This is a genomic window from Bradyrhizobium sp. 191 (genome assembly GCF_023100985.1).
Lineage (GTDB): Bacteria > Pseudomonadota > Alphaproteobacteria > Rhizobiales > Xanthobacteraceae > Bradyrhizobium > Bradyrhizobium diversitatis.
Genome location: NZ_CP064692.1, coordinates 1,584,162 through 1,610,734 on the forward strand (window position 1 = coordinate 1,584,162; position 26,573 = coordinate 1,610,734).

Below are 26,573 nucleotides of genomic sequence, written 5' to 3' on the forward strand. Positions count from 1 at the left end.
GCTCGATAGGTCCATCGCACATCGCTAGCGCTCCTCGCCCGTCTCGCGCCGATGCGCGTACCATTCGGCGACGAAATCCAGGAGGCCCTTGCGCAAACCGAGCGCGAAAAACAGGATGACGACCCCAAGCACGATGCCGTGGTATTCGGTCAACCGCGTGACAGTATCGTTGAGCAGCAGCAACAGCACCGTGCCGACCATCGGACCAAGAAAAGTAGAGACGCCGCCGAGCATGTTGATGAAAATGCCCTCGCCCGAGATTGTCCAATAGGCGAATTCCGGATAGGCGCCCGACACGAACAGCGCCATCACCATGCCGCCCATCGACGCGAACAGCGCGGCCAGCACGAACACGGTGAGCTTGGCGCGCCAGACGTCGATGCCGAGGAAGCTCGCGCGCGCGGCGTTGTCGCGGATCATGCGCAGCGTGTATCCGAACGGCGACTGCGCGATCTGGCGCATCGCGAGCAGGCCGAGGATGAGCAGCGCGCAGCTCGTGACATAGAGATGGACATGATTGGACAGATCGATGCCGAGAAAGACGGGCCGCGGGATGCCGCCGCGCAGGCCCTGATCGCCGCCGGTGAACGAGGCCCAGGACAGGATGGTCGAGTGGATCAGCATCTGGAAGGCGAGCGTGACGAAGGCGAAATAGATCTCCTTCAGCCGCACGCAGATTGCGCCGATGATTGCCGCAAAAACCGCCGTGATGGCCAACGTCGCGACGAAAGCCACCGGAATCGGCACGCCGAGCTTCTGCATGATCAGGCCGAAGCTGTAGGCACCAAGGCCGAAGAACATGCCGTGCCCGAACGAGGTCAGGCCGGTGTAGCCGACCAGGAGGTTAAGCGAGGTCGCGAACAGACCATAGGCCGAGCAGCGGATGACGAAATCGAGCAGCGCCTTGCTGCCGGTGAACAATGGCAGGCTCGCCAGCACGGCAAAGGCGATCAGCGCGATCAGCACGTCGCGATAGCGTTGCAGCACGGCACCGCTGCGCACCGGCACCAGCGTTTGCGCGCGTCCGGCCTCCAGCTCGGTCATGCCGCCTCCTTGCCGAACAGGCCTGTGGGCTTTGAGACCAGCACGATCACCATGAACAGATACATCAGGCCTTCCGTGAACAGGGGAAATCCGAGCGACCCGAAGGAACGGATCAGGCCGAGCAGCAGCGCGCCGATCAGCGCGCCCAGGATCGAGCCCATGCCGCCGATCACCGTGACGATGAAGGACTCGATCAACACCGAAAAGCCCATGCCGGGAGTGAGCGAGCGCACCGGCGCTGCCAGCGCACCGGCAAGGCCCGCCAGCATGCCGCCGAGCGCGAACACACCGCCATAGATCAGGCCGGTGTTGATGCCGAGCGCCGAGACCATGCCGGGATTGTGCGCGGCCGCGCGGATCACCTTGCCGATGCGGCTGCGCGACAGGCCGATGCCCAGCACGATGGCGGCGAGAAGCGCGACACCGATCAGCAGCAGATAGTAAGGCGGCACCACGCCGCCGGCGATGAACAGCGGCATCACCTGGAAGGCCGCCGGCATGCCCATCGCCTTGAACTCGGGCCCCCAGATGATGCGCACGACGTCGTCGAAGATCAGCACGAAGGCGTAGCAGACGAGGAGCTGCATCAGAACGTCGGCGCCATAGACGCGGCTCATGAAGACACGCTCGAAGATCAGGCCGAGAACCGCGGTGCCGACCGCACCCGCGAGCATCGCCAGCGCAAAACTGCCGGTGAGCTGATAGGCCGTCATCGCGAAATAGGCGCCGAACATGTAGAAGGCGCCGTGGCTGAAATTGACCACCTTGAGCACGCCGAAGATCAGCGTCAGCCCGACGGCGACGAGGAACAGCAGCATGCCTATGATAAGGCCGCTGGTGGTTTGCGTCACCAGGCATGCGGAACTGGAGAGACAGCCGGCAAGCGCATCGAGATCCACGGGAGCACTTTCATTGCGACGCGCCACACGGCGCGGAAGAGGAAACGACGGCGGAGACGGTCGTCCGTCCCCGCCGCTTGCGCGATCAGGTATAGCCCTTGCTCTTCTTCCACTCGGCTTCCAGCTCGAAGATGGTCTTCCAGTCCCCGGCCTTGACTTCGGGCACGTACGGCTCCTGTGGGATCGTCGTGCCCCAGCCGATGGCGTAGCCGACGAGGGTGTGATCGTCGCCGCGCATGGTCACGGTGCCGTCGGCACCGAACGGGCACTTGATCGTGAGGCCCTTCAGGACTTCGGCGATCTTCTTGCCGTCGGCCGAGTTCGCCTTCTTCGCAGCTTCCGCCATCAGCATGATTGCGGTGGCATTCTCCCACGACCAGTTGGTCGGATATTCATTGAACTTTGCCTTGTAGGCATCGCCCCAGGCAGCATTCTCCGGCGTGGTCGGGAAGGTCTTGATGTAACGGTTGCCGGAGTGGATGCCCTTGGGCAGGTTCTTCACCACGGTGAGCGCAGTGTAGTCAGCCATATTGACCGCGAACACTTCCATCTGGCCGAACATCGCGTAGATGTTGGCCTGGTCGATATAGGAGGTGAGATCGCCGCCCCACAGGCAGGAATAGAGCGCCTGGGGTTTGGCTTGCAGGATCTTCGTCACCACCTCGGTGTAGTCAGGCTGGAACAGCTTCGGCCAGGACTCGCTGATGATCTCGACCTCGGGCGCGAAGCGCTTCAGGTACAGCGTGAACTCCGCCGTGGTGTCGCGGCCATAGGCATAATCCGGCGAGCAGGTCGCCCATTTCTTCAAGCCCTTCGCCTTGGCGATCGCCGCGGCATAGCTGCCGCCGACGATGGAGTCGTGCACGCCCTGCCGCGCGGTACGGAACGCGTTGGGAATGCGCTGCTTGGGATCGGCGGTCAGCGCCGAGGTCTCCGAATTGGTGTGAATGCAGAAGACGCCGAGATCGCGCGCGACCTCGTGCACCGCGAAGGCGCCGGAGGAGGCTTCGGCGTCGATCACGAGCTCGCAGCCGTCGGTGTTGACGAGCTCACGCGCGACGCGGGCGGCTTCCTGCGGCTGGCCCTTGGAGTCGCGGATCACCATCTCGATCTGCCGGCCGGCGAGCCCGCCGGCGGCGTTGACCTTCTCGACCTCGAGCATCACGGCATTGCGCGAGGACGTGCCGAGCTGCGCGACGCGGCCCGACAGGATCGTCGGCATTCCGATCTTGATGGTCTTGGCTTGCGCACGCGCCACCCAGGGCGCGGCAACACTCATCGCACCGGCGCCCATCAGCGCCAGTGTTGAACGGCGGCTGATGCCCGGCGTGCGGGTCCTCGTCATTCTCCCCTCCCTCTTTCGGGTCGGCGTTTCCTGATCCCTGTCGGAGATCGTCTTGTCTCCGTCTCTCGAAGGATTTCAGAGGTAGGGGGGTGACGTCAAGCCAAAGATGAATTACGAGTCAGAATTCATCAGGGAAGGAGACGAGGCTAGGAATCGGCCCGAAGCCAGCGAAAATGATCAATCTATCGAGCTTCATCGTCTTTCATGCCCGACGCACGCCGGCGCGGCCCGCGCTGAAATATCGCGGCGAAGAGATTTCCTACGCGGTCCTTGATGCACGCGTCCGCAAGGTCGCCGGGTGGCTCGCCGCGCAGGGCATCGGCCCCGGCGATGTCGTGGCCGTACTGATGAAGAACAGCGCGGCGTTCCTGGAACTGGTGTTTGCCGCCAGTCATCTCGGCGCAATCTTCTTGCCGATCAACTTCCGTCTCTCGCGCGACGAGGTCGGCTACATCGTCGGCAATGCCGGCGCGCGCCTGCTGATCGTCGATGAAGAGCTGGCAGCGAATGCCGCGGGCGCCAAGAGTGTCGTGCTCGATGAAGCCGCGCAGCACAGCGTCATGCGTCTCGCGAGCAGCGCTGCACCCGCGCCGATGCATCCGCGCCAGCCATCGGACCTGATGCGGCTGATGTACACGTCGGGCACGACCGACCGCCCCAAGGGCGTGATGCTCTCTTACGATAATTTGTACTGGAAGTCCGCCGACCAGACGATTGCGCTCGGCCTCGGTGCCGAGACGCGGCTTCTCGTCGTCGGTCCGCTCTATCACGTCGGTGCACTCGATCTGCCGGGCATCGCCGTGCTCTGGCATGGCGGCTTCATCCGCATCGAACGCAATTTCGAGCCGGAGACGGCGCTTGCGGCGATTGCCGAGGACAGGCTCAACGCCGCCTGGTTCGCGCCGGTCATGACCACGGCGATGCTCACCTGTCCCACCCGCGATCGCTACGACGTCTCCAGCCTGACATGGGCTATCGGCGGCGGCGAGAAGACGCCGGAGTTGCGCATCCGCGCCTTCTCCGAATACTTCCGCAACGCGCGCTATATCGACGCCTATGGCCTCACCGAGACCGTCGGCGGCGACACCTTTATGGAAGCCGGCCGCGAGATCGAGAAGATCGGCTCCACCGGCCGCGCCATTGCCCATGTCGAGATCGAGATCCGCGACGAGGACGGCAAGGTCCTGCCGCGGAACGTCAACGGCGAGATCTGCCTGCGCGGGCCGAAAATCACACGCGGCTACTGGAAGGATCCGGACGAGACGGCCTCGGCCTTCTTCGGCGACTGGTTCCGCAGCGGCGACGTCGGCTATCTCGACGACGAGGGCTTTCTGTACCTGACCGACCGCAAGAAGGACATGATCATCTCCGGTGGCGAGAACATCGCCTCCTCCGAGGTCGAGCGCGTCATCTACGATCTGCCCGAAGTGCGCGAGGTCGCCGTGATTGGCCTGCGCGATGCGCGCTGGGGCGAGCGGCCGGTCGCCATCGTCGTGCTGGCTGACGGCGCCAGCCTCGACCTCTCTGCCCTCACCGAACATTGCCGTGCACGGCTGGCGAGCTTCAAGGTGCCGAAACAGCTCGTCGTCCGCGACAGCCTGCCGCGCAATCCAAGCGGAAAGATCCTCAAGCGCGTGCTGCGCGCCGAGCTGGAGACGTCTGAATGACGCAAGTGAACGCCAAGGTGACGAAGCTCAACCGCGTCGAGCGCAACGCCTGGACCAAGCAGAAGATCTTCGAGGCCGCCACCAAGGTCGTGGGCAGATACGGTTATGCCGAAGCCTCGGTCGCCCGCATCACCGAACAGGCCGGCGTCGCGCAGGGCACCTTCTACAATCATTTCGAGAACCGCCAGGAATTGCTCGACCAGCTCCTGCCCAAGATCGGTCTCGACATGGTCGAATTCATCCGCGCTCGCACCGGCACGGCGGATGCGGCACGGCAGGAGATCGCGCGCTTCTCCGCCTTCTTCGACTTCATCCGCGAGGTGCCCGAATTTCTGCGCATCCTCAACGAGGCCGAGTTCTTCGCACCAACCGGGTATCAGAAGCATCTCGACAACATTTCGGTCGCCTATGTCCGCATCCTGCGCCGCGCCCGTCTCGCCGGAGTCATCGAGGACTACAACGACGAGGAATTCGAGGCGATCGTCCACATGCTGATGGGGGCACGCGGCTATCTCAGCCGCCGCTATTCCTATTCGGAAGGCGGCGTCACCACCGTACCCGATCACGTCATCTCCGCCTATCGCAAGCTGATGACGCGCGGCCTCTTCACTGCCCCCGGAGATCAGGGCACGCCATGAACATCGAATCTCCGCACAAGCCGCTCGACCTCGCCTCGGCCATCGCCGAGGGCGATATCCGTTGCCTGCTGATGGTGCTGGTGCACATGACCGGCGACGAGAAATGGCTGGAACCGCCATACTTGCCCAAGCGCGATATCCGCCTCATCCCCGATCCCGAGGCCGGGGTTACCCGGGAGATCCAGGACGAGATCGGCGCCGCCGTGGTCAAGCTCTTCGCCGACGGCACGCCGAAGCCCGTGATCACCGACCCCGGCGAGGAATTGCTGCTGAGGATGATGCGCGCCTGCCTCGGCGAGAACGTCGCGCCGGAATATGCGCCCCTGATGCGCGAAGAGATGGGCTTCGTGGCGCGCGAGGCACGCTGGACGATGCGTCCTTCCGACGAAAAGCTTGCGGACCAGCACGTGCTGATCGTCGGCGCCGGCGTCTGCGCCATCGCGCTCGGCGTGGCGCTCGGCCATCTCGGCATCCCCTACACCATCGTCGAGAAGAACGAAGAACTCGGCGGCACCTGGTGGATCAACCGCTATCCCGGCTGCGGCGTCGATACGCCGAATCACTCCTATTCGTATTCGTTCGGATCGCGCAATGCCTGGACGCGCTATTTCTGCCAGCGCGAGGAGCTGCTCGGCTATTTGCTGAAGGTCGCCGACGAATACGGCATCCGCAAGCATCTGCGCGTCAACACCGAGCTGACCTCGTCGCGCTGGGACGAAGGCAGGCGGCGCTGGATCTCCACGCTGAAAACGGAGAATGGCGAAGAGACTTTCGAATCCACCGCGCTTGTCTCGGCCATCGGCCAGCTCAACGATCCCTCACGCGCCCGCTTCGAAGGCGAGGACAGCTTCAAGGGAACGATCCTGCATTCGGCCGTGTGGTCCGATGACATCAGCGTCGAGGGCAAGCACGTCGCCGTGATCGGCACCGGTGCCACTTCGATGCAGCTCGTGCCGTCGATTGCCGGCCGCGCAGCCTCGGTCACGGTCTACCAGCGCAGCGCGCAATGGGCTCGCCCGGTGAAAGGCTATGCCGACCCGATCAGCGAAGGCGCACGCTGGCTGCTGGCGCATCTGCCGTTCTATGTGCAGTGGTACCGCTTCAACATGTTCTGGCGCTACGGCGATGGCCTCTTGCCCTTCCTGCGCAAGGACCCGGCCTGGCCGCATCCCGAGCGCGCCGTCAACAAGGGCAACGACCGGCACCGCCAGGAGCTGACGGACTTCATCCTGTCGGAGCTGCAGGGACGCCCCGACCTGATCGAGAAATGCGTGCCGACCTATCCGCCCTATGGCAAGCGCATCCTGCTCGACAACAATTGGTTCAAGACTTTGAGGCGAGACAACGTCGAGCTCGTCACCGAGACGATCAGCCATTTTGACGAGAGCGGCATTGTCACCGCCGACGGCAGGCAGCGCCCGGCCGAAATCATCGTTGTCGCCACCGGATTCAAGGTGACGGAGATGGCTGCGCGCCTCAATATCAGCGGGCGCGGGGGCACGAATCTGCGTGAAGCCTGGACCAACGACAATCCGACCGCGTTCCTCGGCCTCACCGTGCCGGGCTTTCCGAACTTCTTCTGCATGCTCGGCCCGAACTCAGGACCGGCCCATGGCGGCAGCGTCATCTTCCAGTCGGAATGCCAGAGCCGCTACATCACGGCATGTCTCGTCGATATGATCGAACGGGACATCGCCGCGATCGATGTCCACCAGGACGTGCTCGACGAGTACGTCCGCAAGGTCGATGCCGAGCACGAGTCGATGATCTGGACCCATCCGGGCATGAGCACCTACTACCGCAACAGCAGTGGCCGCGTGTTCTCGGCGATGCCGTGGCGGTTCGTGGATTACTGGCGCATGACGCATGACCCCGATTTGGGGCAGTACAAGCTGACGAAGGCTGACTGAACTGGAGCGGCAACACCAGTGCACCCTCTCCCCTTGTGGACGAGGGTGGCTTCGCGAAGGCGAAGCCGGGTGAGGGGTATCTATCCCCGCGAGCAGTCTGGCCAGTCGCGAGAACCCCTCATCCGGCGCGCGCCACCTTCTCCCACAAGGGGAGAAGGGAAGCAAACTACGCCGCCAGCCCGCTCTCCACCGGAGCGAACTCCAGCCCGAGACTCTCTGCCACCGCCTTGTTCGTAATCCGGCCGCGATGCACGTTCAGACCGTTACGCAAATGCGGGTTCTCCAGCACCGCCGCAAACCCCTTGTTCGCGAGCATCAGTCCGAACGGCAGCGTCGCGTTGTTCAGCGCCTGGCTCGAGGTCACCGGCACCGCGCCCGGCATGTTCGCGACGCAATAATGCACGACGCCGTCGACCTCGTAGGTCGGCTCGGCGTGCGTGGTCGGATGAGAGGTCTCGAAGCAACCGCCCTGGTCGATCGCGACGTCGACCAGCACGGCCCCCGGCCGCATCGATTTCAGCATGGCTCGCGTGACCAGCTTCGGCGCACTGGCGCCCGGCACCAGCACTGCACCGATCACGACGTCGGCGGCGAACACCTCGTCCTCGACCGATTCAATGGTCGAGAAACGCGTGCGCACGCGTCCGGCAAAGAGATCGTCCAGTTCGCGCAAGCGCGGGATCGAGCGGTCGATCACGGTGACTTCGGCACCGAGGCCGGCGGCCATGCGCGCAGCCTGGGTTCCCACCACGCCGCCGCCGAGCACGACGACGCGCGCCGGCTGCACGCCCGGTACACCGCCCAGGAGCAAGCCGCGGCCCCCGGCCGAGCGCTTGAGCGCGGCGCCGGCGGCCTCGATGGCGAGGCGGCCGGCGACTTCGCTCATCGGGGCGAGCAGCGGGAGGTGACCGCTCGCGTCCGTGACGGTTTCATAGGCGATCGCGGTGCAGCCGGAGTCGATCAGGCCCTTGGCCCGCTCCGGATCCGGCGCAAGATGAAGATAAGTAAACAGGATCTGGCTCTCGCGGAGCTGGGCCCATTCGCTCTTCTGCGGCTCCTTGACCTTCACGATCATCTCGGACCTGGCAAAGATCTCGCGGGCGGTCTCCGCAATGGACGCCCTTGCCCGCCGATACACCTCGTCGGACGCGCCGATGCCACTGCCGGCGCCGGTCTCGACCGTCACCTGGTGCCCGGCGGCGACATACTCGCGGACGGCGCCCGGGGTGAGCCCGACGCGATATTCCTGCACCTTGATCTCCTTGGGCACACCGACGCGCATCCCGAGCTCCCTTGCCAACGCACTGATTCCGCTCGCTCATCGTAGCGACGGCGCCCGTTTGGTTTCGTGCAAATATCCGCTAGGTTCGGCACGCTCGCGCCGGTTTCCGGCGCAGAAGTGCCCTTTCACGCTGGAAACGAAACCTTGGCCCTGGACCGGAAAGACCTCGCGATCCTCGCGGAACTCACGACCAATGCGCGGGCCAGCCACACCGAGCTTGCCAACAAGATCGGCCTGTCGAGCACGGCGCTGGCGCGGCGGCAGAAGGCGCTGGAGGACGACGGCTACATCCAGGCCTACCAGGCCGCGCTCGACCTCGCCCAGTTCGGCCTCACCACCACCGTGCTGGTTCGCATCGCATTGGAGAGCCAGAGCGACGATGCGCTGAAGGCGTTCGAGGCGGAGGTGGTGAAATGCCCCTCAGTCGTGCGCTGCTTCCTGATGTCGGGCACCGACGACTACATCCTGATCGTGCTTGCCCGCGATATCCAGGATTTCGAGCGGATCCACCGCACCGAGCTGTCCCGCCTGCCCCGCGTCGCGCGGGTGCAATCGAGCTTCGCGCTGCGCGAGATCGTCAACCGCGCGGTACCGACCGTGGTGTTCGGGGAGACGAAGCGCTGAACCTCGTCTGTCCCAACCAGAGAACCGGTCGGGAACCAAGCGGCCCGTCATCCGTTGGGCGCTATTGGCCAGCGCCGGCAATGCATCCTCGCGTCACAGCCACGATTGCCCGGCTCGGCCCTTCCGCAGGGAACAGACCATGGCCGACATCGCGGATCAGACCCCCGAACGCATTCCGATCAACCTCGTCGTCAATGGCGCAGGGCGCACACTCGAGGTCGCGCCGTGGACCACGCTTCTGGATGCCCTGCGTGACCGCCTGGAGTTGACCGGCACCAAGAAGGGCTGCGATCACGGCCAATGCGGCGCCTGCACCGTGCTGGTCGACGGAAGACGGGTCAATTCCTGCCTGACCCTCGCTGTCATGAAGGATGGTGCTGAGATCACGACGGTTGAAGGCTTGGCCAAAGACGGCACCCTGCATCCCCTGCAACAGGCCTTCATCGACCATGACGCCTTTCAGTGCGGCTATTGTACGCCGGGACAGATTTGCTCGGCGGCCGGCCTGCTGGCCGAAGGCCGTACGCGGGATGCCGACGAGATCCGGGAGCTGATGAGCGGAAATCTCTGCCGGTGCGGCGCCTACCCCAACATCGTGGCTGCGATCGAACAGGCAATGAGCCGGTCATGAACAACTTCCAATATTCCCGCGCAAGCGACGTTGCCGACGCCATTCGCCTGCTCGCCGCCGATCCAGGCGCGAAGCTGATCGCCGGCGGCACCAACCTGATCGACCTGATGAAAGAGAACGTCGAACGGCCCTCCCGGCTGATCGACATCTCCCGCCTGCCGCTCCGCGACATCGAGGAGACTGCCGATGGCGGCCTGCGCATCGGCGCCTTGGTGCCGAATTCGGATCTCGCCTATCATCCGCTGATCGAGCAGCGCTATCCCCTGCTCGCCAGCGCCATCCTGGCAGGTGCCTCCGCGCAACTGCGCAACATGGCCTCGGTCGGCGGCAACCTGATGCAACGAACGCGCTGCGCCTATTTCTATGACACGACGACGCCTTGCAACAAGCGAAGTCCCGGTACGGGCTGCTCGGCACGCGATGGCCTCAATCGGAACCATGCGATCCTCGGCACCAGCACGTCCTGCATCGCGACCAATCCCTCCGACATGAGCGTGGCGCTGGCGGCACTCGGTGCGCTCGTCCACATTGCAGGCCGCACGGGCGAGCGCACCGTCGCGCTGACTGATTTCCATCGGCTTCCTGACGACAAGCCTCACCTCGATACGAATCTCGGCAGCGGCGAGATCATCACCGCAATCGAGCTGCCGCCGCAGGGTTTTGCCCGGAACTACAGCTACCTGAAGATCCGCGACCGGCTGTCCTACGCCTTCGCCCTGGTCTCGGTCGCAGCCGCGATCGAGCTGGAAGGCAACGCGATCAGCGAAGCGCGCCTGGCGCTCGGCGGCGTTGCTCACAAGCCCTGGCGAAGTCCCGAAGCCGAAGCGGCACTGCGCGGCCAGGCGGCAACACCGGATCATTTCGGGCGCGCCGCCGACCTGCTGCTGCAGGGAGCAACCGCTCGCTCGCACAACGGATTCAAGATCGAGCTCGCGCGCCGAGCCGTCGTGCGGGCGCTGATCCAGGCCACAAACGCCACACCGCAATCCCAAGCTCACAAGAAGATCGCATGAGGGCCCGATGAACGCCTATGTCGGAACACCAACGTCGCGCGTCGACGGCCGGGCCAAGGTCACTGGAGCTGCGAAATATGCCGGCGAGTTCACCGCCGAGGGCCTGGTCCATGGTTTCGTGGTGGAGGCCACCATACCCCGCGGTCGTATCGTGCGGCTCGACACCGGCGAGGCGCTGAAGGTGGCCGGAGTGCTCGACGTGCTCACGCACACCAATCGTCCTTCCCTCGCCGACAAGGACGAGGCCTGGAAGGACGAGGTGGCCCCGGAAGGTTCGCCGTTCCGGCCGCTATATGACGACTTGATCAGGTTCAACGGACAGCCGATAGCTCTCGTTGTTGCCGAAGAATGGGAGACCGCGAAGTTCGCCGCAACACTGGTGCGGATCGACTACGAGCAGGATGGGTTTGCAACCGATCTCGAGGCCGAGCGCGGCAGTGCCCGGGAGATGGACAAGCCGCACGAGCCCCGCGGCGACGCCAAAGCAGCGCTTGCGGCCGCACCCCTGCGGCACGAAGCGGACTACCTCATTCCGACCGAGCATCACAATCCGATGGAGCTCTATGCGACGACGACGGTCTGGGAAAGCGACGGCAAGCTCACGGTCTACGACAAGACCCAAGGCGTCCAGAACGTTCAAAAGTTCCTCTGCGGTGTGTTCGACAAGAAACCGGAGGAGATCCGCGTGCTTTCGCCCTATGTCGGCGGCGCATTCGGCTCCGGCCTGCGACCGCAATACCAGGTGGTGCTGGCGACACTGGCCGCCCTCGCACTTAAGCGCTCCGTCCGCGTCGTGCTGACACGGCAGCAGATGTATGGGCTGGGCTATCGCCCGATGACCATCGAGCATGTCGCGCTCGGGGCAAGGCCCGACGGCACCCTTGATGCCGTCAGCCACGAAGCCATTGCCGTTACCTCACGCTACGAGGATTTTTCGCGCAATGACACCGGCTGGGCCGAGCAGCTTTACAAGAGCCCCAACAGCCACTTTTCCCACAAGCTGGTCGACCTCGACGTCTCGACGCCCTGCGACATGCGCGCGCCCGGCGCGGCAACGGGCGTCTTGGCGCTCGAATGCGCCATGGACGAACTGGCCGTCGCGCTTAAGCTGGATCCGATCGAGCTGCGCCTGAAGTGCTACTCGGATCGCGACCAAAGCGAAGACCTCCCCTACACCAGCAAGCAGTTGCGCGAATGCTACGCCCGCGGCGCGGAAGCCTTCGGCTGGGCCCGGCGCGCCCCCGCTCCGCGCTCCATGCGCGACGGCAAGGAACTGATCGGCTGGGGCATGGCGACGGGAGTGTGGGAGGCGCTGCAGATGCCGGTCGCCGTCCGGATCGTCCTGACGGCCAACGGCCATGCCGAGGTCTCCTGCGCCGCCTCCGATATCGGCACCGGCACGTACACCATCGTGGCGCAAGTCGCGGCCGATGCTCTCGGGCTGCCGATCGAGAACATCAGCGTCAGGCTCGCCGATTCGACCTTGCCGCAGGCCCCCGTCGAGGGCGGCTCCTGGATGGCGGCGTCCAGCGCGCATGCCGTGCTGGGAGCGGCCGAAGACATTCGCCAGGAGCTCGCACGTCTTGCAAAGGCGATGCCAGGCTCGCCGCTCGCCAACCTCAACGCCGCCGACGTGACCCTGGTTGACGGGATGATCGCCAGCGACGGCAAGAACGGGGCTGCCGTCTCGATCGCGGACGTCATGCGCCACAGCAAGCTCGAGCGGATCGAAAAGGAGAAGCTCAACCAGTTCACGGAGGACAAATCGCATGCCCGCAACACGCATTCGGCGGTTTTCGCGGAGGTGAAGGTCGACGAAGAGCTGGGTGTCATCCGCGTCACGCGGGTCGTGAGCGCGGTGGCTGCCGGCCGCATCCTGAACACCAAGACGGGCCGCAGTCAGATCATGGGCAGCGTGGTCTGGGGGATCGGGATGGCGCTGCACGAGGAGACGATGATGGATCACCGCTTCGGCCGCATCATGAATGCGAACATCGCCGAATACCACATTCCCGTGAACGCCGACATTCACGACATCGACGTCATTTTCGTCGATGAGCCCGACAGCCGGATCAACAGGATGGGCATCAAGGGTCTCGGCGAGATCGGCATCGTCGGCGTGCCTGCGGCGATCGCAAACGCCGTCTATCACCGCCACCGGCAAGCGCATCCGCCGCTTCCCGATCACGCTGGACAAGCTGCTGGACTGAGGGCCGCAAACACGCGAACATTCCCGCGGCACTCGGGTGTGTCATCCAACTGTCATCGAATGTGCCGAGAGCTGTATCTCTGCCACATTCGGGACCCGACATGGACTATTTCAAGCGCTTCAACTTCCTGTTCGCAGCACCAATGTTCGACGCCGACGACCTCGAAGGCGTTCGCTTCAACCAGATCATCGAGGAGATCCAGCGCTCCGGATTCGAGGTGGTCCGGGCCCGCAAGCTGGAGGATGCCGAGATGGCCGTGCAGACCGATGCGGCGATCGGCTGCATGGTGGTCGACTGGGGCAAGAAGGGCCTCGAAGGCAAGACCTCGGCGCTGATCAATCTGATGCGCCGCCGGGGCCTCGACTTCCCCATAATCCTCCTGATCCGTCGCAAGCGGTTCGAGGATCTGCCGGTCGAGGTGCTCGATTTCATCGACGGTTATGTCTTTCTGTCCGAGGAGACGCCGCCCTTCATCGCCAAGAACCTGATCAGCCGTCTCAAGCAATATGCCGAGACGCTGAAGACCCCGTTCTTCGGCGCGCTGGTCGACTATGCCGAGGAAGGCAACCAGCTCTGGACCTGTCCTGGCCATAACGGCGGCGTGTTCTACAACCGCAGCCCGATCGGGCGCGTGTTCGTCGAGCATCTCGGCGAATCCGTGTTCCGTGACGACCTCGACAATTCCGTGCTCGATCTCGGCGACCTCCTCACCCATGAAGGCCCGGCGCTGAAGGCGCAGAAGGAAGCGGCCCAGATCTTCGGCGCCGAAAAGACCTATTTCGTGCTCAACGGCACCTCGACGTCGAACAAGGTCGTGCTCGGCGCCCTCGTCACCGACGGTGACCTCGTGCTGTTCGACCGCAACAACCACAAGGCCGCCCATCACGGCGCTCTGATGATCAGTGGCGGCGTCCCCATCTACGTCCCGACCGTCCGCAATGCCTGGGGCCTGATCGGCCCGATGCGCTGGGACATGCTCGACGAGAAGGCCCTGCGCGAGGCCATCCGCAACCATCCGCTGGTCGGGGACCGCGACGCCTGGCGCAAGGAGCGTCCGTTCCGCGTCGCCGTCGTCGAGCAGTGCACCTATGACGGCTCGATCCACAGCGCAGAGATGATCCTGAAGCGCATCGGCCATCTCTGCGAATACATCCTGTTCGACGAGGCCTGGGCCGGCTTCATGAAATTCCATCCGCTCTATGCCGGGCGCTTCGCCATGGGCCTGGCCAATCTCCCTCCTGAGGCGCCCGGCATCATCGCGACGCAGTCGACCCACAAGCAGCTGGCGAGCTTCTCGCAAGCCTCGCAGATCCACGTCAAGGATCGTCACATCCGCGGCCAGAAGCGGCGCGTCGAGCACCGCCGCTTCAACGAAAGCTTCATGCAGCACGCATCGACGTCCCCCTTCTATCCGCTGTTCGCCTCGCTCGACGTCGGTGCGCAGATGATGAAGGGTCGTTCCGGCGAAGTGCTGTGGGACGACACGATCCGGCTCGGCATCGAGCTGCGCAAGAAGATCAGGGCAATGCGCCGGGAGTTCGAGGAGAAGGAGCAAAATCCGGAGCGGCGCTGGTTCTTCGAGCCCTTCGTTCCCGATCGGGTCGCCATTCCCGATGTCAGCCGCCCCGGCGCCGCGCACAATGTCGCCTGGGAGACGCTCTCCACCGACGAGCTCGCGACCAATCCCGCGCTGTGGCAGCTCTCTCCGGACACCAACTGGCACGGCTTTCCCGATCTCGCGGAAGGCTTTGCCATGACCGATCCGAACAAGCTGACCTTGCTCACCCCCGGATTCGATCGTGCGACCGGCGCCTATGCCGAGCACGGCATCCCCGCACCGGTAGTCGCGCAATATCTGCGCGAAAACCGCATCGTCCCCGAGAAGAACGACCTCAACTCCCTGCTCTTCCTGCTCACGCCCGGCGTTGAGGCGAGCAAGGCCGGCACGCTGATCTCCGGCCTCGTCGCATTCAAGAGGCTGCATGACGACAATGCGTTGCTGGCCGACGCGATCCCGGAATTCCATCAGCGGCGACGGGCGCGCTACGCAGGTGTGCGTCTGCGCGATCTCTGCGGCGAGATGCACCGCTTCTTCCGCGCCGCCGACGTCAGCGCACTCCAGGCGAGGCAGTTCATGCCCGAGCACATGCCCGAGATCGCAATGTCGCCCCGCGATGCCGCGCGCTATCTGTTCCGCAACGATGTCGACTATCTGCCGATCGAGGCGATCGCCGGCCGCATCGCCACCACACCGTTCGTGGTCTATCCGCCCGGCATCGCCACCATCGTGCCCGGCGAGCGGCTGACGGAGCGGGCCAAACCCATGATCGATTATCTCAAGATGTTCGAGACCTGCTTCAACACGTTCCCGGGCTTCGACGTCGAGATCCAGGGGGTCTACAAGGAGGTCGATGCGAACGGGCGCATCGGGCTCTACACTTACGTGGTCGCCGAATAGCGCCGATGAACGAAACAGCTGCGCGCGCGAGTGACGAGCCCGTTCTGGTCAGGCCGTCACGCGAAAGCGACGTCGAGGCGATGCTGGCCATCTACCGCCATCACGTCCGCAATGGTGTGCCGCGCGATGTCGAGGGGACCGGCGCCCCGGAGCCGGATGATTTGCGCGAGCGGCGCAAGAACCTGAAGCAGACCCGCCTGCCGCATCTGGTCGCGACCTATCGCGGCGAGGTCGTCGGCTATGCCTATGCCGTGTTGTTCCGCAAGCGTCCCGCCTATCGGTACACGGCCAAGCACTCGATCTACGTCCACCACGCGCATCTCGGCCGCGGAGTCGGACGGCTATTGCTCCAGGAATTGATCGATGCCTGTGCGGCGGCCGGCTTCCGCCAGATGATCGGCTATATCGATGCCGACAACGCGACCTCGCTGACACTGCACGAAAAGTTCGGCTTCGCGCGCGCCGGCCTGCTTTGCGGCGTCGCCTATCGCCACGGCCGCTGGTCCGACACCGTGATGGTGCAACGATCGCTCGGCGCCGGGACGACAACACCTCCGTCCATCATGACGCCGGGCCGGTAGGCCTTACGACGGAAAGTCGGCCGGTCGCACATGGATGCGGTCGGCATGCAACGACCAGTCGTGCAATGCCTGTTCCTTGCAGAATCTTGCTTTCGCCCGCTCCTTGGCCTCATTCTCGTCGGCGGCATCGATCTCGAGCGTACCCTGACAAACCTCGCTCTGTCGGCCGTATTCGCCGAGCACGTTCTTCATGAACCTGACGACATAAGTAGCCATGGGACCTCCTGCTGCCCTCGCAGCACTCTAGTCCCATTTAGGGCGGAGCGGGGAAGGAGATTTTGACGCGGATCAAGGCGGAACGGACAATCCATTGCGGAACCTGCCGGCCGGGGATACGCCGGAATTCCGGCCGCCCCCCGCGAGGATCTTGCCTTGCACCTCGTCTCCGACACCGAAGTCACGAAAGTTCCGACGTTTCCGATCCTCATGCCGCGCTGCACGAGGCCCATAGCCGGTCTACCCGAACTTGGTGCCGAGCTGCTTGAACACGGCCTCGCACGTCATGTGGTCGAGATGGCCACCGCCCGCGTTCCTGTGCCCTGGCATCTCGCCGGTAGAGGCGGACGAGCGAAGGCAGGTGGGACAGAGCCGACACCAGCCATCACGTCGTGATGTCGAGCAGCGACTCCGTCGTCTCCGAGTAGGCCTGAATGACCTTCGTATTGGCGATGAAGCTGTACTTTGCGGCCGCCAGCTCAACGAATTCGCGGGTGATATCGACATTCGGCGCCGCGACCAGGCCGTCCTGGTTTGCGAAGGGGGCGCCCGGGTCGGATTGTGCGATATAGCTCGGCGAAACCGTCGACACGGCCGCTTTCGTGCCGCCTGGCATCGAGCCACTCGATTGGTCGACCTGATCGACGCGCAACGGCACATAAGCCGCGGGATAAGTCGAACTCGTGCTCGAGCTGGCTGCACTGGCCGACGTGCCGCCGGATGCTGGCAGCGGGCCGGTCGTGCGGACGTTGGCGATATTGCTCGCGGCCACGTTCACGCGCAAACTTGCCGCAGAAAGTCCGGATGTCGCGATCGAAAAGATGCTCATGGACTTTAAACTACAGGAACAAGTGATACGCGTTCACTTACCCGATCGATAAGATGCGGCGCTTTGGCTTTCAATCGTGGTAACCAATGATCGGAGCGCAACCCAACCTGGCGCGGCCGGCCCTTACCCGGGCGTCACACCAAAAGCCTGCTTGAAGCGCTCCGCATAGCGCGGCCAGACTTCGGGATTGATGATGCGCGGCGGGCGCTTGCCGTCGAGCACATCCAGCACCTGCTCGGCGGCGATTCGGCCCATGTTCTGGCGCGCCTCGATGGTGACGCCTGCCGTGTGCGGGCTCGCCAGCACGTTGTCGAACTGGAGCAGCGGATGCTCCGGCGGCGGTGGCTCCTTGGACCAGACGTCGAGGCCGGCACCCGCAATGCGCTTGTCGCGCAGCGCCTGAAGCAACGCGTCCTCGTCGTGGATGAAGCCGCGCGCGGTGGTGATGAAATAGGCATGCGGCTGCATCAGCGCGAATTCACGCACGCTGATCATGTTGCGGCTGCCTTTGTTGAGGGGGCAAGAGATCGAGACGAAATCGGCGCGGCGCAGGAGCTCGTCGAGCTCGACCTTCTCCCCGCCCCGCTCCGCCATCACTTCGGCCGACAAATACGGGTCGTAGGCCAGCACCGTCATGCCGAGCAGGTCCTTGCACAGGGCGGCGATGCGCCGGCCGACATTCCCGAGGCCGATGATGCCGATGGTCTTGCCCTCGACCTCATTGCCGACAAGTTCGTTGCGGTTGACGTCGCGCTCGCGGCGCAGGCGGCGATCCGACTGGATGATGCGCTTGGACAACGTCAACATCATCGCCAGCGCATGCTCGGCAACCGAATGGGCATTGCCGCCGGACTGGTTGACGACCAGAACCCCCGCGTCCGTGCAGGCCTCGACGTCAACAGGGTCGAAGCCCGCGCCATTGCTGGAGACCAGCAGCAATTTTGGCGTCCGCTTCAGAAAGGCGGCATCGACGTGGAAATGCGGCGCCAGTTCGTCGCGGGCCGCGCCGATCTGGTAGACATGGGCCGCGCTCAGGATCGGAGCATAGAAATCTTCAGGGCTCTCATTCTCGATGCGATCGAGCCGGACGTCGGGCCGCGCCTTCAGAATGTCGATGTAGATCGGATTGGCGAGGTATTTGACGTAGAAGACGCGCTTGTTGTTGACGGACATCAGGACCCTTCAGGCTCGCTCGCGAGGGAGCTCGACAAGGTCGGCGCGACGCGCTGCCTCCGGTGCTTCCTCCCGTTTCTCCATTGCCGCACTTATGACATGGCGGAGCCGGCCACGGCAGGCCTTCTGGCGCAGATCACGGTGCCGGCGCGGACATGTTGACAATCCCACTGCCTGCGTCAAGTTCGGCGGGCCGCCGCGACGGCCAGAAAGAAGCAGGCGCGGCTGAAGGGAGAACGCAATGGCGATTGCGGAACAACGGACCTCGCCCCAGGCGGCGCAAGGCTCCGGTGAAGGAAGCTGGCACGGCATCGTCCTGCAAACGTTGAGGCGGAACGAGATCAGCCTCATCCCCTACGTGCCCGACCGCGTGCTGACGCCGCTGATCAAGAACCTGCACGCCGATCCCTTCTTCACCACCTTTGCCACCGCCCGCGAGGAGGAGGCGGTTGGCATCGTCTCCGGCGCCTGGATGGGCGGACGGCGCGGCGCGGTGCTGATGCAGACCTCCGGCTTTGCCACGCTGGCCAACGTGCTGGCCTCGCTCGCGGTGCCCTACCAGGTCCCGCTGATCATGTTCGTGTCCGAGCGCGGCACGCTCGGCGAGTTCAACTACGGCCAGTCGCTGGTCTGCCGGACCATGCGCCCGGTGCTCGATTCGCTGGCGCTGGAGCACCACACCATCACCCGGCTCGACGAGCTCGAATTCATCACGGACCGCTCGATCAAGCAGGCCGTCACCACGCAGGCGCCGGTGGCGTTGATCCTCAACCCGCTGCTTACGGGCGGCAAGGTCTTCGACAAGTGAGGCCGGTCATGAACACGCGCAACACCAAGGTCATGAACCGCTTTGACGTCACCTCGCGCCTCGTCGCGAAGCTCAAGCACGAGGAAGCCGTGATCGGCGGCATCGGCAACACCAATTTCGATCTCTGGGCCGCCGGCCACCGCCCGCAGAATTTCTACATGCTGGGCAGCATGGGGCTCGCCTTTCCGATCGCGCTCGGGGTGGCGCTGGCGCAGCCCGGCCGTCGCGTCTTCGCACTCGAAGGCGACGGCTCGCTGCTGATGCAGCTCGGCGCGCTGTCGACGATTGCAGCCCTGAAGCCGAAAAACCTGACGATGATCGTGATGGACAACGGCGTCTATCAAATCACCGGCGCGCAACCGACACCGGCAGCTGGTATCGCCGACATCGTCGCCATCGCCATCGGCTCCGGCCTCGCCAACAGCGCCTGGGCCGCCGACGAGGAGGACTTCGAGCGACTGGTCGACGAGGCGATGGCAACAACCGAGCCGGGCCTGATCGCAGTCCGGATCGACGACAAGCCGGGCGTGGGCACCACCCGCCGCGACCCCGTGCAGATCCGGGAACGCTTCATGCACGGCCTCGGCGTGCGCGAGCCACTTTAACATTTTGTCATTAACTACACGGCGATCTGATGCCGACCTCGCGACAACCCCGCCAGATCCGTGCTAAGCGATCCGGATGTCCTTTTTCATTCGTAGCATTGCCTGGCTGCTCGCGGCCGCCGTCACTTTCGCCACCCTCGGTCCCCCCGGCCTGCGGCCCCATTCCGACCTCGGCCAGGACGGCGAACATGCGCTCGCCTTCATCCTGGTGGGACTGGCGTTCGGCCTCGCCTATCGGCGAAGACGTCTGCTGGTCGCAGCCGCCGCGGTCGTGCTGATTGGCGTGCTCGAACTGATGCAATTTTGGGCACCCGGCCGCCATGCGCGGCTGGAGGATTTTCTGGTCGATGCCGCCACCGCCTGCCTCGGCTTTGCGCTCGCCGCCGCGGCCGATTGGCTGCTCGCGCGCTTTCGCACCAGCGCTGCCCTGACAAGCGAAGGCCCCGCGGAGTGAGACTCCGCAGGGCCTGTCTTCTCAGCGCCTGGGATTGCCGCCGATCAGTCGATGATCTTGACGACGCGGCGGGTGCGCGGCTCGACGATCACGCGGCGATCGTTCACGACCGCATAGCGATACTCGGTGTAGTTCGGCACCGGACGGAGCACAACGCTGGGCGGCAGCGGCTCGCCGACGACAACGCGCTCCTCCACGACGACCGAATCGCTGCGCGGGATTCCGCCCAGCACGGCATTCGGAATTTCGAGGCCGGCGCCGACGGCCGCGCCAACGGTGCCGCCAACCATTGCGCCGATCGGTCCGCCGATGTCGCCACCTGCACGCGCGCCGTCCCTGGCGCCTTGTTCGGTCGTTGACTGGGCGAAGGCTGCGCTCGACGCCAGCAGCGAGGCGGCGGCGAACGTAATCGCAAGACGGGTTTTCATGTGCTTATCACTCCAGTGATTGTCCTGCGCCTTCAACCGCGGGGCGGAGGCATTGTTCCGGTTCCCTACGGCGAAGAAGCGCCAGAATCCGGAGACTGTTACGCCGTAACACATCAGGCTGCGGCGATCTCGTGCCCCGCCATCAGTTCCAGCGCCCGCACCATCGCCGAATGATCCCACGCCTTGCCGCCATGCGCCGTGCAGGACGAGAACAGTTGCTGCGCCACTGCCGTGCTCGGCAGCGACAAGCCGAGCGAGCGAGCGCCTTCGAGCGCGAGGTTGAGATCCTTCTGGTGCAGCTCGATGCGGAAGCCCGGATCGAAATTGCGCTTCACCATGCGCTCGCCATGCACTTCGAGAATCCGCGACGAGGCGAAGCCGCCCATCAGCGCCTTGCGCACCAGCGCCGGGTTCGCGCCGGCCTTGGATGCGAACAGAAGCGCTTCGCTCACGGCCTCGATTGTCAGTGCGACGATGATCTGGTTGGCGACCTTCGTCGTCTGCCCGTCGCCATTGGCGCCGACATGCGTGACATTCTTGCCCATCCTGTCGAAGATCGGCTTCATGGTGCCAAAAGCCCGCTCCGGCCCGCCGACCATGATGGTGAGGCTCGCAGCTTTCGCTCCGACCTCCCCGCCCGACACCGGCGCATCGAGATAGTCAGCGCCAAGCGCCTCGATCCTCTTCGCAAACTCCTTCGTCGCCAGCGGCGAGATCGAGCTCATGTCGACCACGATCTTGCCCTTGGAAATGCCGCTCGCCACCCCGTCCTTGCCGAACAGCACAGCTTCGACATGCGGCGTATCCGGCACCATGATGATGACCGCATCCGCCTCCTCCGCCACCTGCTTGCCGGAGTTGCAGGGAATGCCGCCGGCCGCAATCAGCTCCGGCGCCACGGGCCCAACGTCATGCAGGAAAACGCGATGGCCCGCGGCCAGGAGATGGCCGGCCATCGGCCGTCCCATGGTGCCAAGTCCAATGAAGCCGATGTCGATCATGTCAAGCTTTCCTCAGTTGCATATGCAAGATTCATCCGTTGGCGCCGGGTGAGGGCTTTATCCGCTTGGGGATTTTCACCGCACCGCGAATCCCATTGCGGAAGCACCCTCTCCCCAACGCTCTCCCGCAAGCTTGCGGGAGAGGGAGTGCACCGTCACTGTGGCTTCGATATCCACTACGTCTCAAACGTCTGTGCGGCGTGCCACGAAAGTCCTTCGAGCGTCGTGGTGCGGGGCTTGTATTCGCAGCCGATCCAGCCGCGATAGCCGATCGCGTCGAGATGACGGAACAGGAAGGGATAGTTGATCTCGCCGGTGCCGGGCTCGTGGCGGCCGGGATTGTCGGCGAGCTGGATGTGGGCGATCTCAGGTAGATATTCCTGCATGGTGCGAGCGAGGTCGCCTTCCATGATCTGCATGTGATAGATGTCGTACTGGATGAAGAGGTTGTTCGACCGCACGTCCGAGATCAGCTGCACCGCCTGCTCGGTGCCGTTGAGATAGAAGCCGGGAATGTCGAGCGTGTTGATCGGCTCGACCAGCAGCTTGATGTTCTCCCGTGCCAGAGTCGAGGCGGCGAAGCGCAAATTTCCGAGCAGGGTCTCATTCAGCTCGCGCCGTTCCGCATCGGCAGGCGCGATGCCGACGAGGCAGTTGAGCTGCTCGCAATCGAGTGCCTTGGCATAGTCGATGGCGCGGAATACGCCGTCGCGGAATTCACTGACGCGATCGGGCAGGATGGCAATGCCCCGCTCGCCCGCCGCCCAGTTGCCGGCCGGCAGATTGTGCAGCACCTGCGTCAGCCCGTGGGCCTCCAATTGTTCGCGCAGCTGCGCCTTGTCGAAATCATAGGGAAAGAGATACTCGACCCCGGCAAAGCCCGCCGCCTTCGCCGCGGCAAAGCGGTCGAGGAACGGCATCTCGTTGAAGAGCATGGTGAGGTTGGCGGCAAACTTCGGCATGATGTTCTCCCCTATTCCGCCGGCTGCAGCACGCCCGGGCGCGCCCGCTCGACCTCGTCGAGCGGGAGGTCCAGCACCTCCTCGAACTCGACGATGTTGTCGATCTCGCTGCCCATCGCGATGTTGGTGACGCGTTCGAGGATGAATTCGACCACCACGGGCACGCGATGCCTGGCCATGAGTTCGCGCGCGGTGGCGAACGCCGCTTGCGTGTCCTCGGGGCGGGTGACGCGGATCGCCTTGCAGCCGAGGCCTTCGGCGACCGCAACATGGTCGACGCCGTAGACGCCGATCTCGGGTGCGTTGATGTTCTCGAAGGAGAGCTGGACTTGATAGTCCATCTCGAAGCCGCGCTGGGCCTGGCGGATCAGGCCGAGATAGGAATTGTTCACGACGACGTGGATGTAGGGCAGATTGAACTGCGCGCCGACCGCGAGCTCCTCGATCAGGAACTGGAAGTCGTAGTCGCCGGAGAGCGCAACGATGTCGCGATCCGGGCACGCCGCACGCACGCCGAGCGCGGCGGGGAGCGTCCAGCCGAGCGGTCCCGCCTGTCCGGCGTTGATCCAGTTGCGCGGCTTGTAGACGCCGAGGAATTGCGCGCCAGCGATCTGCGACAGGCCGATCACGGTGACATAAGTGGTGTCGCGGCCGAACGCCTTGTTCATCTCCTCATAGACGCGCTGCGGCTTGATCGGGACGTTGTCGAAATGGCTCTTGCGCAGCATCGTCTTCTTGCGATCGCGGCAGGCAGCGGGCCACGCCTGGCGCTCGCGAAGCCTGCCTGACCGGCGCCACTCCCTGGCAACCGTGACGAACAGCTCGAGCGCAGCCTTCGCATCCGAGACGATGCCGAGATCGGGATTGAACACGCGCCCGATCTGCGTCGGTTCGATATCGACATGCACGAAGGTGCGGCCCTTGGTGTAGGTCTCGACCGAGCCGGTGTGGCGGTTGGCCCAGCGGTTGCCGATACCGAGCACGAAATCGGATTCCAGCAGCGTGGCATTGCCGTAGCGGTGGCTGGTCTGAAGCCCGACCATGCCGGCCATCAGCACATGGTCGTCGGGGATCGCGCCCCATCCCATCAGCGTCGGGACAACGGGCACGTTGGCGATCTCGGCAAACTCGACCAGCAGATCCGAGGCATCGGCATTGATGATGCCGCCGCCGGCGACGATCAGCGGCCGCTCGGCCGCGTTCAGCATCTCCAGCGCCTTCTCGACCTGCTTGCGTGTTGCGGCGGGCTTGTAGGCCGGCAGCGGCTCATAAGTCTCGTCGTCGAACTCGATCTCGGCGAGTTGCACGTCGAGCGGCATGTCGATCAACACCGGCCCCGGCCGACCCGAGCGCATCACATGAAAGGCTTGGCTGAACACGCGCGGCACCAGCGCCGGCTCACGCACGGTGACCGCCCATTTGGTCACCGGCTTTGCGATCGACTCAATATCGACCGCCTGGAAATCTTCCTTGTACAGCCGCGCCCGCGGCGCCTGTCCGGTGATGCAGAGGATCGGGATGGAATCGGCGATCGCCGAATAGAGCCCGGTGATCATATCGGTGCCGGCCGGCCCCGAGGTGCCGATGCAGACGCCGATATTGCCGGCCTTGGCCCGCGTATAGCCCTCCGCCATGTGCGAGGCGCCCTCGACATGCCGCGCCAGGATGTGGCGGATCGAACCGCGCTTCTTCAGCGCCGAGTAAAGCGGATTGATCGCAGCCCCGGGAACCCCGAAGGCGGTCGAGATGCCCTCCTTCTCCAGGATTCGCACGGCCGCATCGACAGCTCGCATCTTCGCCATATCGGACCTCGCTTGGTTCAAGTCAGCGAGCGAGATCATCAGATGCGCAAGGAGCTATCTCAACAAGATCGATTTTGTTTTCCACGATGCGGCAGCCGCCGAAAAATCGCGGCGGTCTCAATCGGTTATATCGAGGAATGCGTGAAAGCGGATCACTCGAACAGCGGCGCCAGCTCCATCTGCGGCACCAGCACGAGGCCCTTGTCGGTGATGCGAATTTCCGGAATGACTGATAGGGGAATCAAATTGAAGCCCATGTAGGGGATGGTACAGCCGGCCTCCACCCATTCCTTCTTCAGCACCTTCACTTCTTCCGCCACTTCGGTGACGCGCCTGTCGGAGAGCAGCCCGGCAATGGGCAGCGGAACCAGCGCCCTCACCTTGCCGTCGGCGACGACGCAAACGCCGCCCTGGTGCTCCTTGATCGCAGCGATCGCCACCTGCATGTCCGGCTCGTTGGTGCCGGCGACGATGATGTTGTGGCTGTCGTGGCCGACGCTGGAGGCGACCGCGCCGCGCTTCAGGCCGAAATCCTTGAGAAGGCCATGGGCGACATTGCCGGCCGACTTGCCATGGCGCTCGACGACCGTGACGAAGCAAAGTCCGTAGCGCTCGAACAGCGACGGCCAATCCTTTGCGGCTTCGATCGCCACCTTCTCGTGAATCAGCGTGATGCCGGGCAGCGCGGTCTTGATCGCATTGACGGTGCAGGCCTTCGCGGGTAGCTCCGGCGTCAACTTCATCTTCTCCGGCAGCCTCACCGTCGCATAGGCCGCCTTCGGATATTGATAGCGCTTCGACAGCGCCTGATCGAGACTGTCAGTGATCTTGCCGCGCTCGACCACGAGCTCGCCGCCATACCAGGTGCATTGCGGCTTGAGCTGGTCGTCCATCAGCACGAGATCGGCGCGGCGGCCGCCGCCGAGTCCGCCGATCTCGCCATCCATGCCGAAGCGGGTCGCGCCATGCAGCGAGCCCATCGACCAGGCCTGCTCCGGCGACATCCCCGCCTTCACCGCCTCGCGCACCACCCAGTCGAGGCCAAACAGCAGCAGATCGTCGGCATCGCGATCATCTGTGCAGACGGCCGTGCGCTTGTGCGAGGCCCCGAGTTCGGTAATCGTCCGGATTGCCTGCGGCAGCGAATGCCAGGGCGTCGTCGGCGGGCCGCCACGCAAGAACACCCAGACGCCGGCATCGAGCAGATCGTCGGCGATGTCGCGGTCGATCGCCTCGTGCGTATCGGTAATGCCGCTCGCCGCATAGGCGGCGACGAACTCGCGGCCATAGACATGACCCGACACCGGACGCCCCCGCTTCAGGGCCGCGGCGAGAATGGCATGGCTGCGCTCGTCGCCCATCGTGACTGGCACGAAATCCATCTTCTCGCCGAGTGCGACCGCCTCCGGCCAGCGATCGAACAGGCCCGCGATCTTGTCCGGCGTGAGGTCGCCGCCAGCGGTTTCCAGTTCCGCGGATGTTGCCGGCACCGTGCTCGGCACCGTCAGGAAGATCGAGAGCGGCGCCTCGCGCGCGTCCTCCAGCATCGCCTCGACGCCGGCGACGTCCATGACGTTGCCGATCTCGTGGCTGTCGCAGAAGATCGTGGTGGTTCCGTTGAGCAGCGCAGCTTCCGCGTAGGCACAGGCCGTCACCATCGAGGATTCGATGTGGATGTGCGGATCGACCAGCCCCGGCGCGATGATGCCGCCGGCCGCATCATAGAGCGGCACGCCGCTCCAGACCTTCTTCGCCGTGCCGGCCGGCTTCACCGCAGCGATGCGGCCGCCGGTGATCCAGACCTCGCGGCCTGGATGGATGCGCTCCGAATAGGTCGAGAGCACCCGAGCCCCCGTGACGACGAGATCGGGCGCAACGCGCGCCGAGGCGACGTCGGCGAGGCGCCGGGTCATCGCATGCAGCGGTGCGACGGCGAAGCGGGTAAGTCTTGTCATAGTGACCCTCGCGTGGCGTTACGGCCAAGCGATGGTTA

At 64.4% G+C, this 26,573-nt stretch carries 23 protein-coding genes and 1 pseudogene; 12 read left to right on the forward strand and 12 right to left on the reverse strand.

The genetic code is table 11. The annotated features are described in order from the left end of the window. Nucleotides 1–24 precede the first annotated feature (24 nt). The 3 genes from IVB23_RS07370 to IVB23_RS07380 form a co-directional block, all read right to left on the reverse strand. Nucleotides 25–1,044: a branched-chain amino acid ABC transporter permease gene (locus tag IVB23_RS07370; RefSeq protein WP_247803093.1), complete on the reverse strand. Its 1,020-nt coding sequence runs from the start codon at nucleotides 1,042–1,044 to the stop codon at nucleotides 25–27. After that, nucleotides 1,041–1,943, reverse strand: coding sequence for a branched-chain amino acid ABC transporter permease (locus tag IVB23_RS07375; protein WP_247803094.1), 903 nt, complete (start codon nucleotides 1,941–1,943; stop codon nucleotides 1,041–1,043). Before IVB23_RS07375 ends, IVB23_RS07370 begins: the two co-directional genes overlap by 4 nt. 85 nt (nucleotides 1,944–2,028) lie before the next feature. Next, a complete protein-coding gene (locus IVB23_RS07380) occupies nucleotides 2,029–3,288 on the reverse strand; it encodes an ABC transporter substrate-binding protein (protein ID WP_131870132.1) in 1,260 nt (419 codons plus the stop codon). A gap of 173 nt (nucleotides 3,289–3,461) precedes the next feature. Between IVB23_RS07380 and IVB23_RS07385 the strand changes: the two genes are divergently transcribed. From IVB23_RS07385 to IVB23_RS07395, 3 genes are read left to right on the forward strand one after another with little or no spacing between them, the layout of a single operon-like run. Beyond that, nucleotides 3,462–4,955, forward strand: coding sequence for an AMP-binding protein (locus IVB23_RS07385; protein ID WP_247803095.1), 1,494 nt, complete (start codon nucleotides 3,462–3,464; stop codon nucleotides 4,953–4,955). Further along, the gene (locus IVB23_RS07390) at nucleotides 4,952–5,593 is read left to right on the forward strand and encodes a TetR/AcrR family transcriptional regulator (RefSeq protein WP_247803096.1); all 642 of its coding nucleotides are present in this window, start codon (nucleotides 4,952–4,954) and stop codon (nucleotides 5,591–5,593) included. Before IVB23_RS07385 ends, IVB23_RS07390 begins: the two co-directional genes overlap by 4 nt. Further along, complete coding sequence (locus tag IVB23_RS07395) at nucleotides 5,590–7,503, forward strand: NAD(P)-binding domain-containing protein (RefSeq protein ID WP_247803097.1); 1,914 nt, start codon at nucleotides 5,590–5,592, stop codon at nucleotides 7,501–7,503. Before IVB23_RS07390 ends, IVB23_RS07395 begins: the two co-directional genes overlap by 4 nt. Nucleotides 7,504–7,669: 166 nt before the next feature. On the opposite strand, the gene ald is transcribed toward IVB23_RS07395, so the two are convergent. Continuing rightward, complete coding sequence (ald, locus tag IVB23_RS07400; protein ID WP_247803098.1) at nucleotides 7,670–8,785, reverse strand: alanine dehydrogenase; 1,116 nt, start codon at nucleotides 8,783–8,785, stop codon at nucleotides 7,670–7,672. 144 nt (nucleotides 8,786–8,929) lie between these two features. Between ald and IVB23_RS07405 the strand changes: the two genes are divergently transcribed. The 6 genes and pseudogenes from IVB23_RS07405 to IVB23_RS07430 all read left to right on the forward strand — a co-directional run bounded on the left by IVB23_RS07405 (nucleotide 8,930) and on the right by IVB23_RS07430 (nucleotide 16,302). Beyond that, complete coding sequence (locus IVB23_RS07405; protein WP_197965164.1) at nucleotides 8,930–9,409, forward strand: Lrp/AsnC family transcriptional regulator; 480 nt, start codon at nucleotides 8,930–8,932, stop codon at nucleotides 9,407–9,409. 139 nt (nucleotides 9,410–9,548) lie between these two features. Next, nucleotides 9,549–10,040 (forward strand): (2Fe-2S)-binding protein, encoded by a 492-nt coding sequence (locus tag IVB23_RS07410; RefSeq protein ID WP_061883285.1) that lies wholly within the window; start codon nucleotides 9,549–9,551, stop codon nucleotides 10,038–10,040. After that, nucleotides 10,037–11,053, forward strand: coding sequence for a xanthine dehydrogenase family protein subunit M (locus IVB23_RS07415; protein WP_061883286.1), 1,017 nt, complete (start codon nucleotides 10,037–10,039; stop codon nucleotides 11,051–11,053). The genes IVB23_RS07410 and IVB23_RS07415 overlap by 4 nt, the downstream gene beginning before the upstream one ends. 7 nt (nucleotides 11,054–11,060) lie before the next feature. Continuing rightward, nucleotides 11,061–13,263, forward strand: a pseudogene (locus tag IVB23_RS07420) (xanthine dehydrogenase family protein molybdopterin-binding subunit). Nucleotides 13,264–13,363: 100 nt separating this feature from the next. Beyond that, complete coding sequence (locus IVB23_RS07425) at nucleotides 13,364–15,721, forward strand: Orn/Lys/Arg decarboxylase N-terminal domain-containing protein (RefSeq protein ID WP_247803099.1); 2,358 nt, start codon at nucleotides 13,364–13,366, stop codon at nucleotides 15,719–15,721. Between the two features lie 5 nt (nucleotides 15,722–15,726). Next, complete coding sequence (locus IVB23_RS07430; RefSeq protein WP_247803100.1) at nucleotides 15,727–16,302, forward strand: GNAT family N-acetyltransferase; 576 nt, start codon at nucleotides 15,727–15,729, stop codon at nucleotides 16,300–16,302. 3 nt (nucleotides 16,303–16,305) lie between these two features. Here IVB23_RS07430 and IVB23_RS07435 read toward each other — a convergent pair whose 3' ends face one another. The 3 genes from IVB23_RS07435 to IVB23_RS07445 all read right to left on the reverse strand — a co-directional run bounded on the left by IVB23_RS07435 (nucleotide 16,306) and on the right by IVB23_RS07445 (nucleotide 18,520). After that, complete coding sequence (locus IVB23_RS07435) at nucleotides 16,306–16,518, reverse strand: hypothetical protein (RefSeq protein ID WP_028177182.1); 213 nt, start codon at nucleotides 16,516–16,518, stop codon at nucleotides 16,306–16,308. A gap of 385 nt (nucleotides 16,519–16,903) precedes the next feature. After that, nucleotides 16,904–17,347, reverse strand: coding sequence for a flagellar basal body protein (locus IVB23_RS07440; protein WP_247803101.1), 444 nt, complete (start codon nucleotides 17,345–17,347; stop codon nucleotides 16,904–16,906). Between the two features lie 123 nt (nucleotides 17,348–17,470). Next, nucleotides 17,471–18,520, reverse strand: coding sequence for a hydroxyacid dehydrogenase (locus tag IVB23_RS07445; RefSeq protein ID WP_247803102.1), 1,050 nt, complete (start codon nucleotides 18,518–18,520; stop codon nucleotides 17,471–17,473). 241 nt (nucleotides 18,521–18,761) lie between these two features. Here IVB23_RS07445 and IVB23_RS07450 point away from each other — a divergent pair, with 241 nt between their 5' ends. The 3 genes from IVB23_RS07450 to IVB23_RS07460 all read left to right on the forward strand — a co-directional run bounded on the left by IVB23_RS07450 (nucleotide 18,762) and on the right by IVB23_RS07460 (nucleotide 20,387). Further along, nucleotides 18,762–19,328 (forward strand): thiamine pyrophosphate-binding protein, encoded by a 567-nt coding sequence (locus IVB23_RS07450; RefSeq protein ID WP_247803103.1) that lies wholly within the window; start codon nucleotides 18,762–18,764, stop codon nucleotides 19,326–19,328. 8 nt (nucleotides 19,329–19,336) lie between these two features. Beyond that, the gene (locus tag IVB23_RS07455) at nucleotides 19,337–19,933 is read left to right on the forward strand and encodes a thiamine pyrophosphate-dependent enzyme (RefSeq protein ID WP_247803104.1); all 597 of its coding nucleotides are present in this window, start codon (nucleotides 19,337–19,339) and stop codon (nucleotides 19,931–19,933) included. A gap of 76 nt (nucleotides 19,934–20,009) precedes the next feature. Beyond that, nucleotides 20,010–20,387 carry a VanZ family protein gene (locus IVB23_RS07460; protein ID WP_197965172.1) on the forward strand — a complete coding sequence of 126 codons (378 nt, stop codon included), beginning with the start codon at nucleotides 20,010–20,012 and terminating at the stop codon, nucleotides 20,385–20,387. Between the two features lie 44 nt (nucleotides 20,388–20,431). Here the strand turns inward: IVB23_RS07460 and IVB23_RS07465 are convergent, their stop codons facing one another. The 5 genes from IVB23_RS07465 to IVB23_RS07485 form a co-directional block, all read right to left on the reverse strand. Continuing rightward, complete coding sequence (locus IVB23_RS07465; protein WP_061883295.1) at nucleotides 20,432–20,815, reverse strand: DUF1236 domain-containing protein; 384 nt, start codon at nucleotides 20,813–20,815, stop codon at nucleotides 20,432–20,434. A 113-nt stretch (nucleotides 20,816–20,928) separates the two neighbouring features. Beyond that, nucleotides 20,929–21,816, reverse strand: coding sequence for a 2-hydroxy-3-oxopropionate reductase (locus tag IVB23_RS07470; RefSeq protein ID WP_197965173.1), 888 nt, complete (start codon nucleotides 21,814–21,816; stop codon nucleotides 20,929–20,931). 176 nt (nucleotides 21,817–21,992) lie between these two features. Next, nucleotides 21,993–22,778: a hydroxypyruvate isomerase gene (gene hyi, locus IVB23_RS07475; protein WP_247803105.1), complete on the reverse strand. Its 786-nt coding sequence runs from the start codon at nucleotides 22,776–22,778 to the stop codon at nucleotides 21,993–21,995. Nucleotides 22,779–22,789: 11 nt separating this feature from the next. Further along, nucleotides 22,790–24,580, reverse strand: coding sequence for a glyoxylate carboligase (gcl, locus tag IVB23_RS07480; RefSeq protein ID WP_247803106.1), 1,791 nt, complete (start codon nucleotides 24,578–24,580; stop codon nucleotides 22,790–22,792). Between the two features lie 152 nt (nucleotides 24,581–24,732). Further along, nucleotides 24,733–26,535: an adenine deaminase C-terminal domain-containing protein gene (locus IVB23_RS07485; protein WP_247803107.1), complete on the reverse strand. Its 1,803-nt coding sequence runs from the start codon at nucleotides 26,533–26,535 to the stop codon at nucleotides 24,733–24,735. Nucleotides 26,536–26,573: the final 38 nt, after the last annotated feature.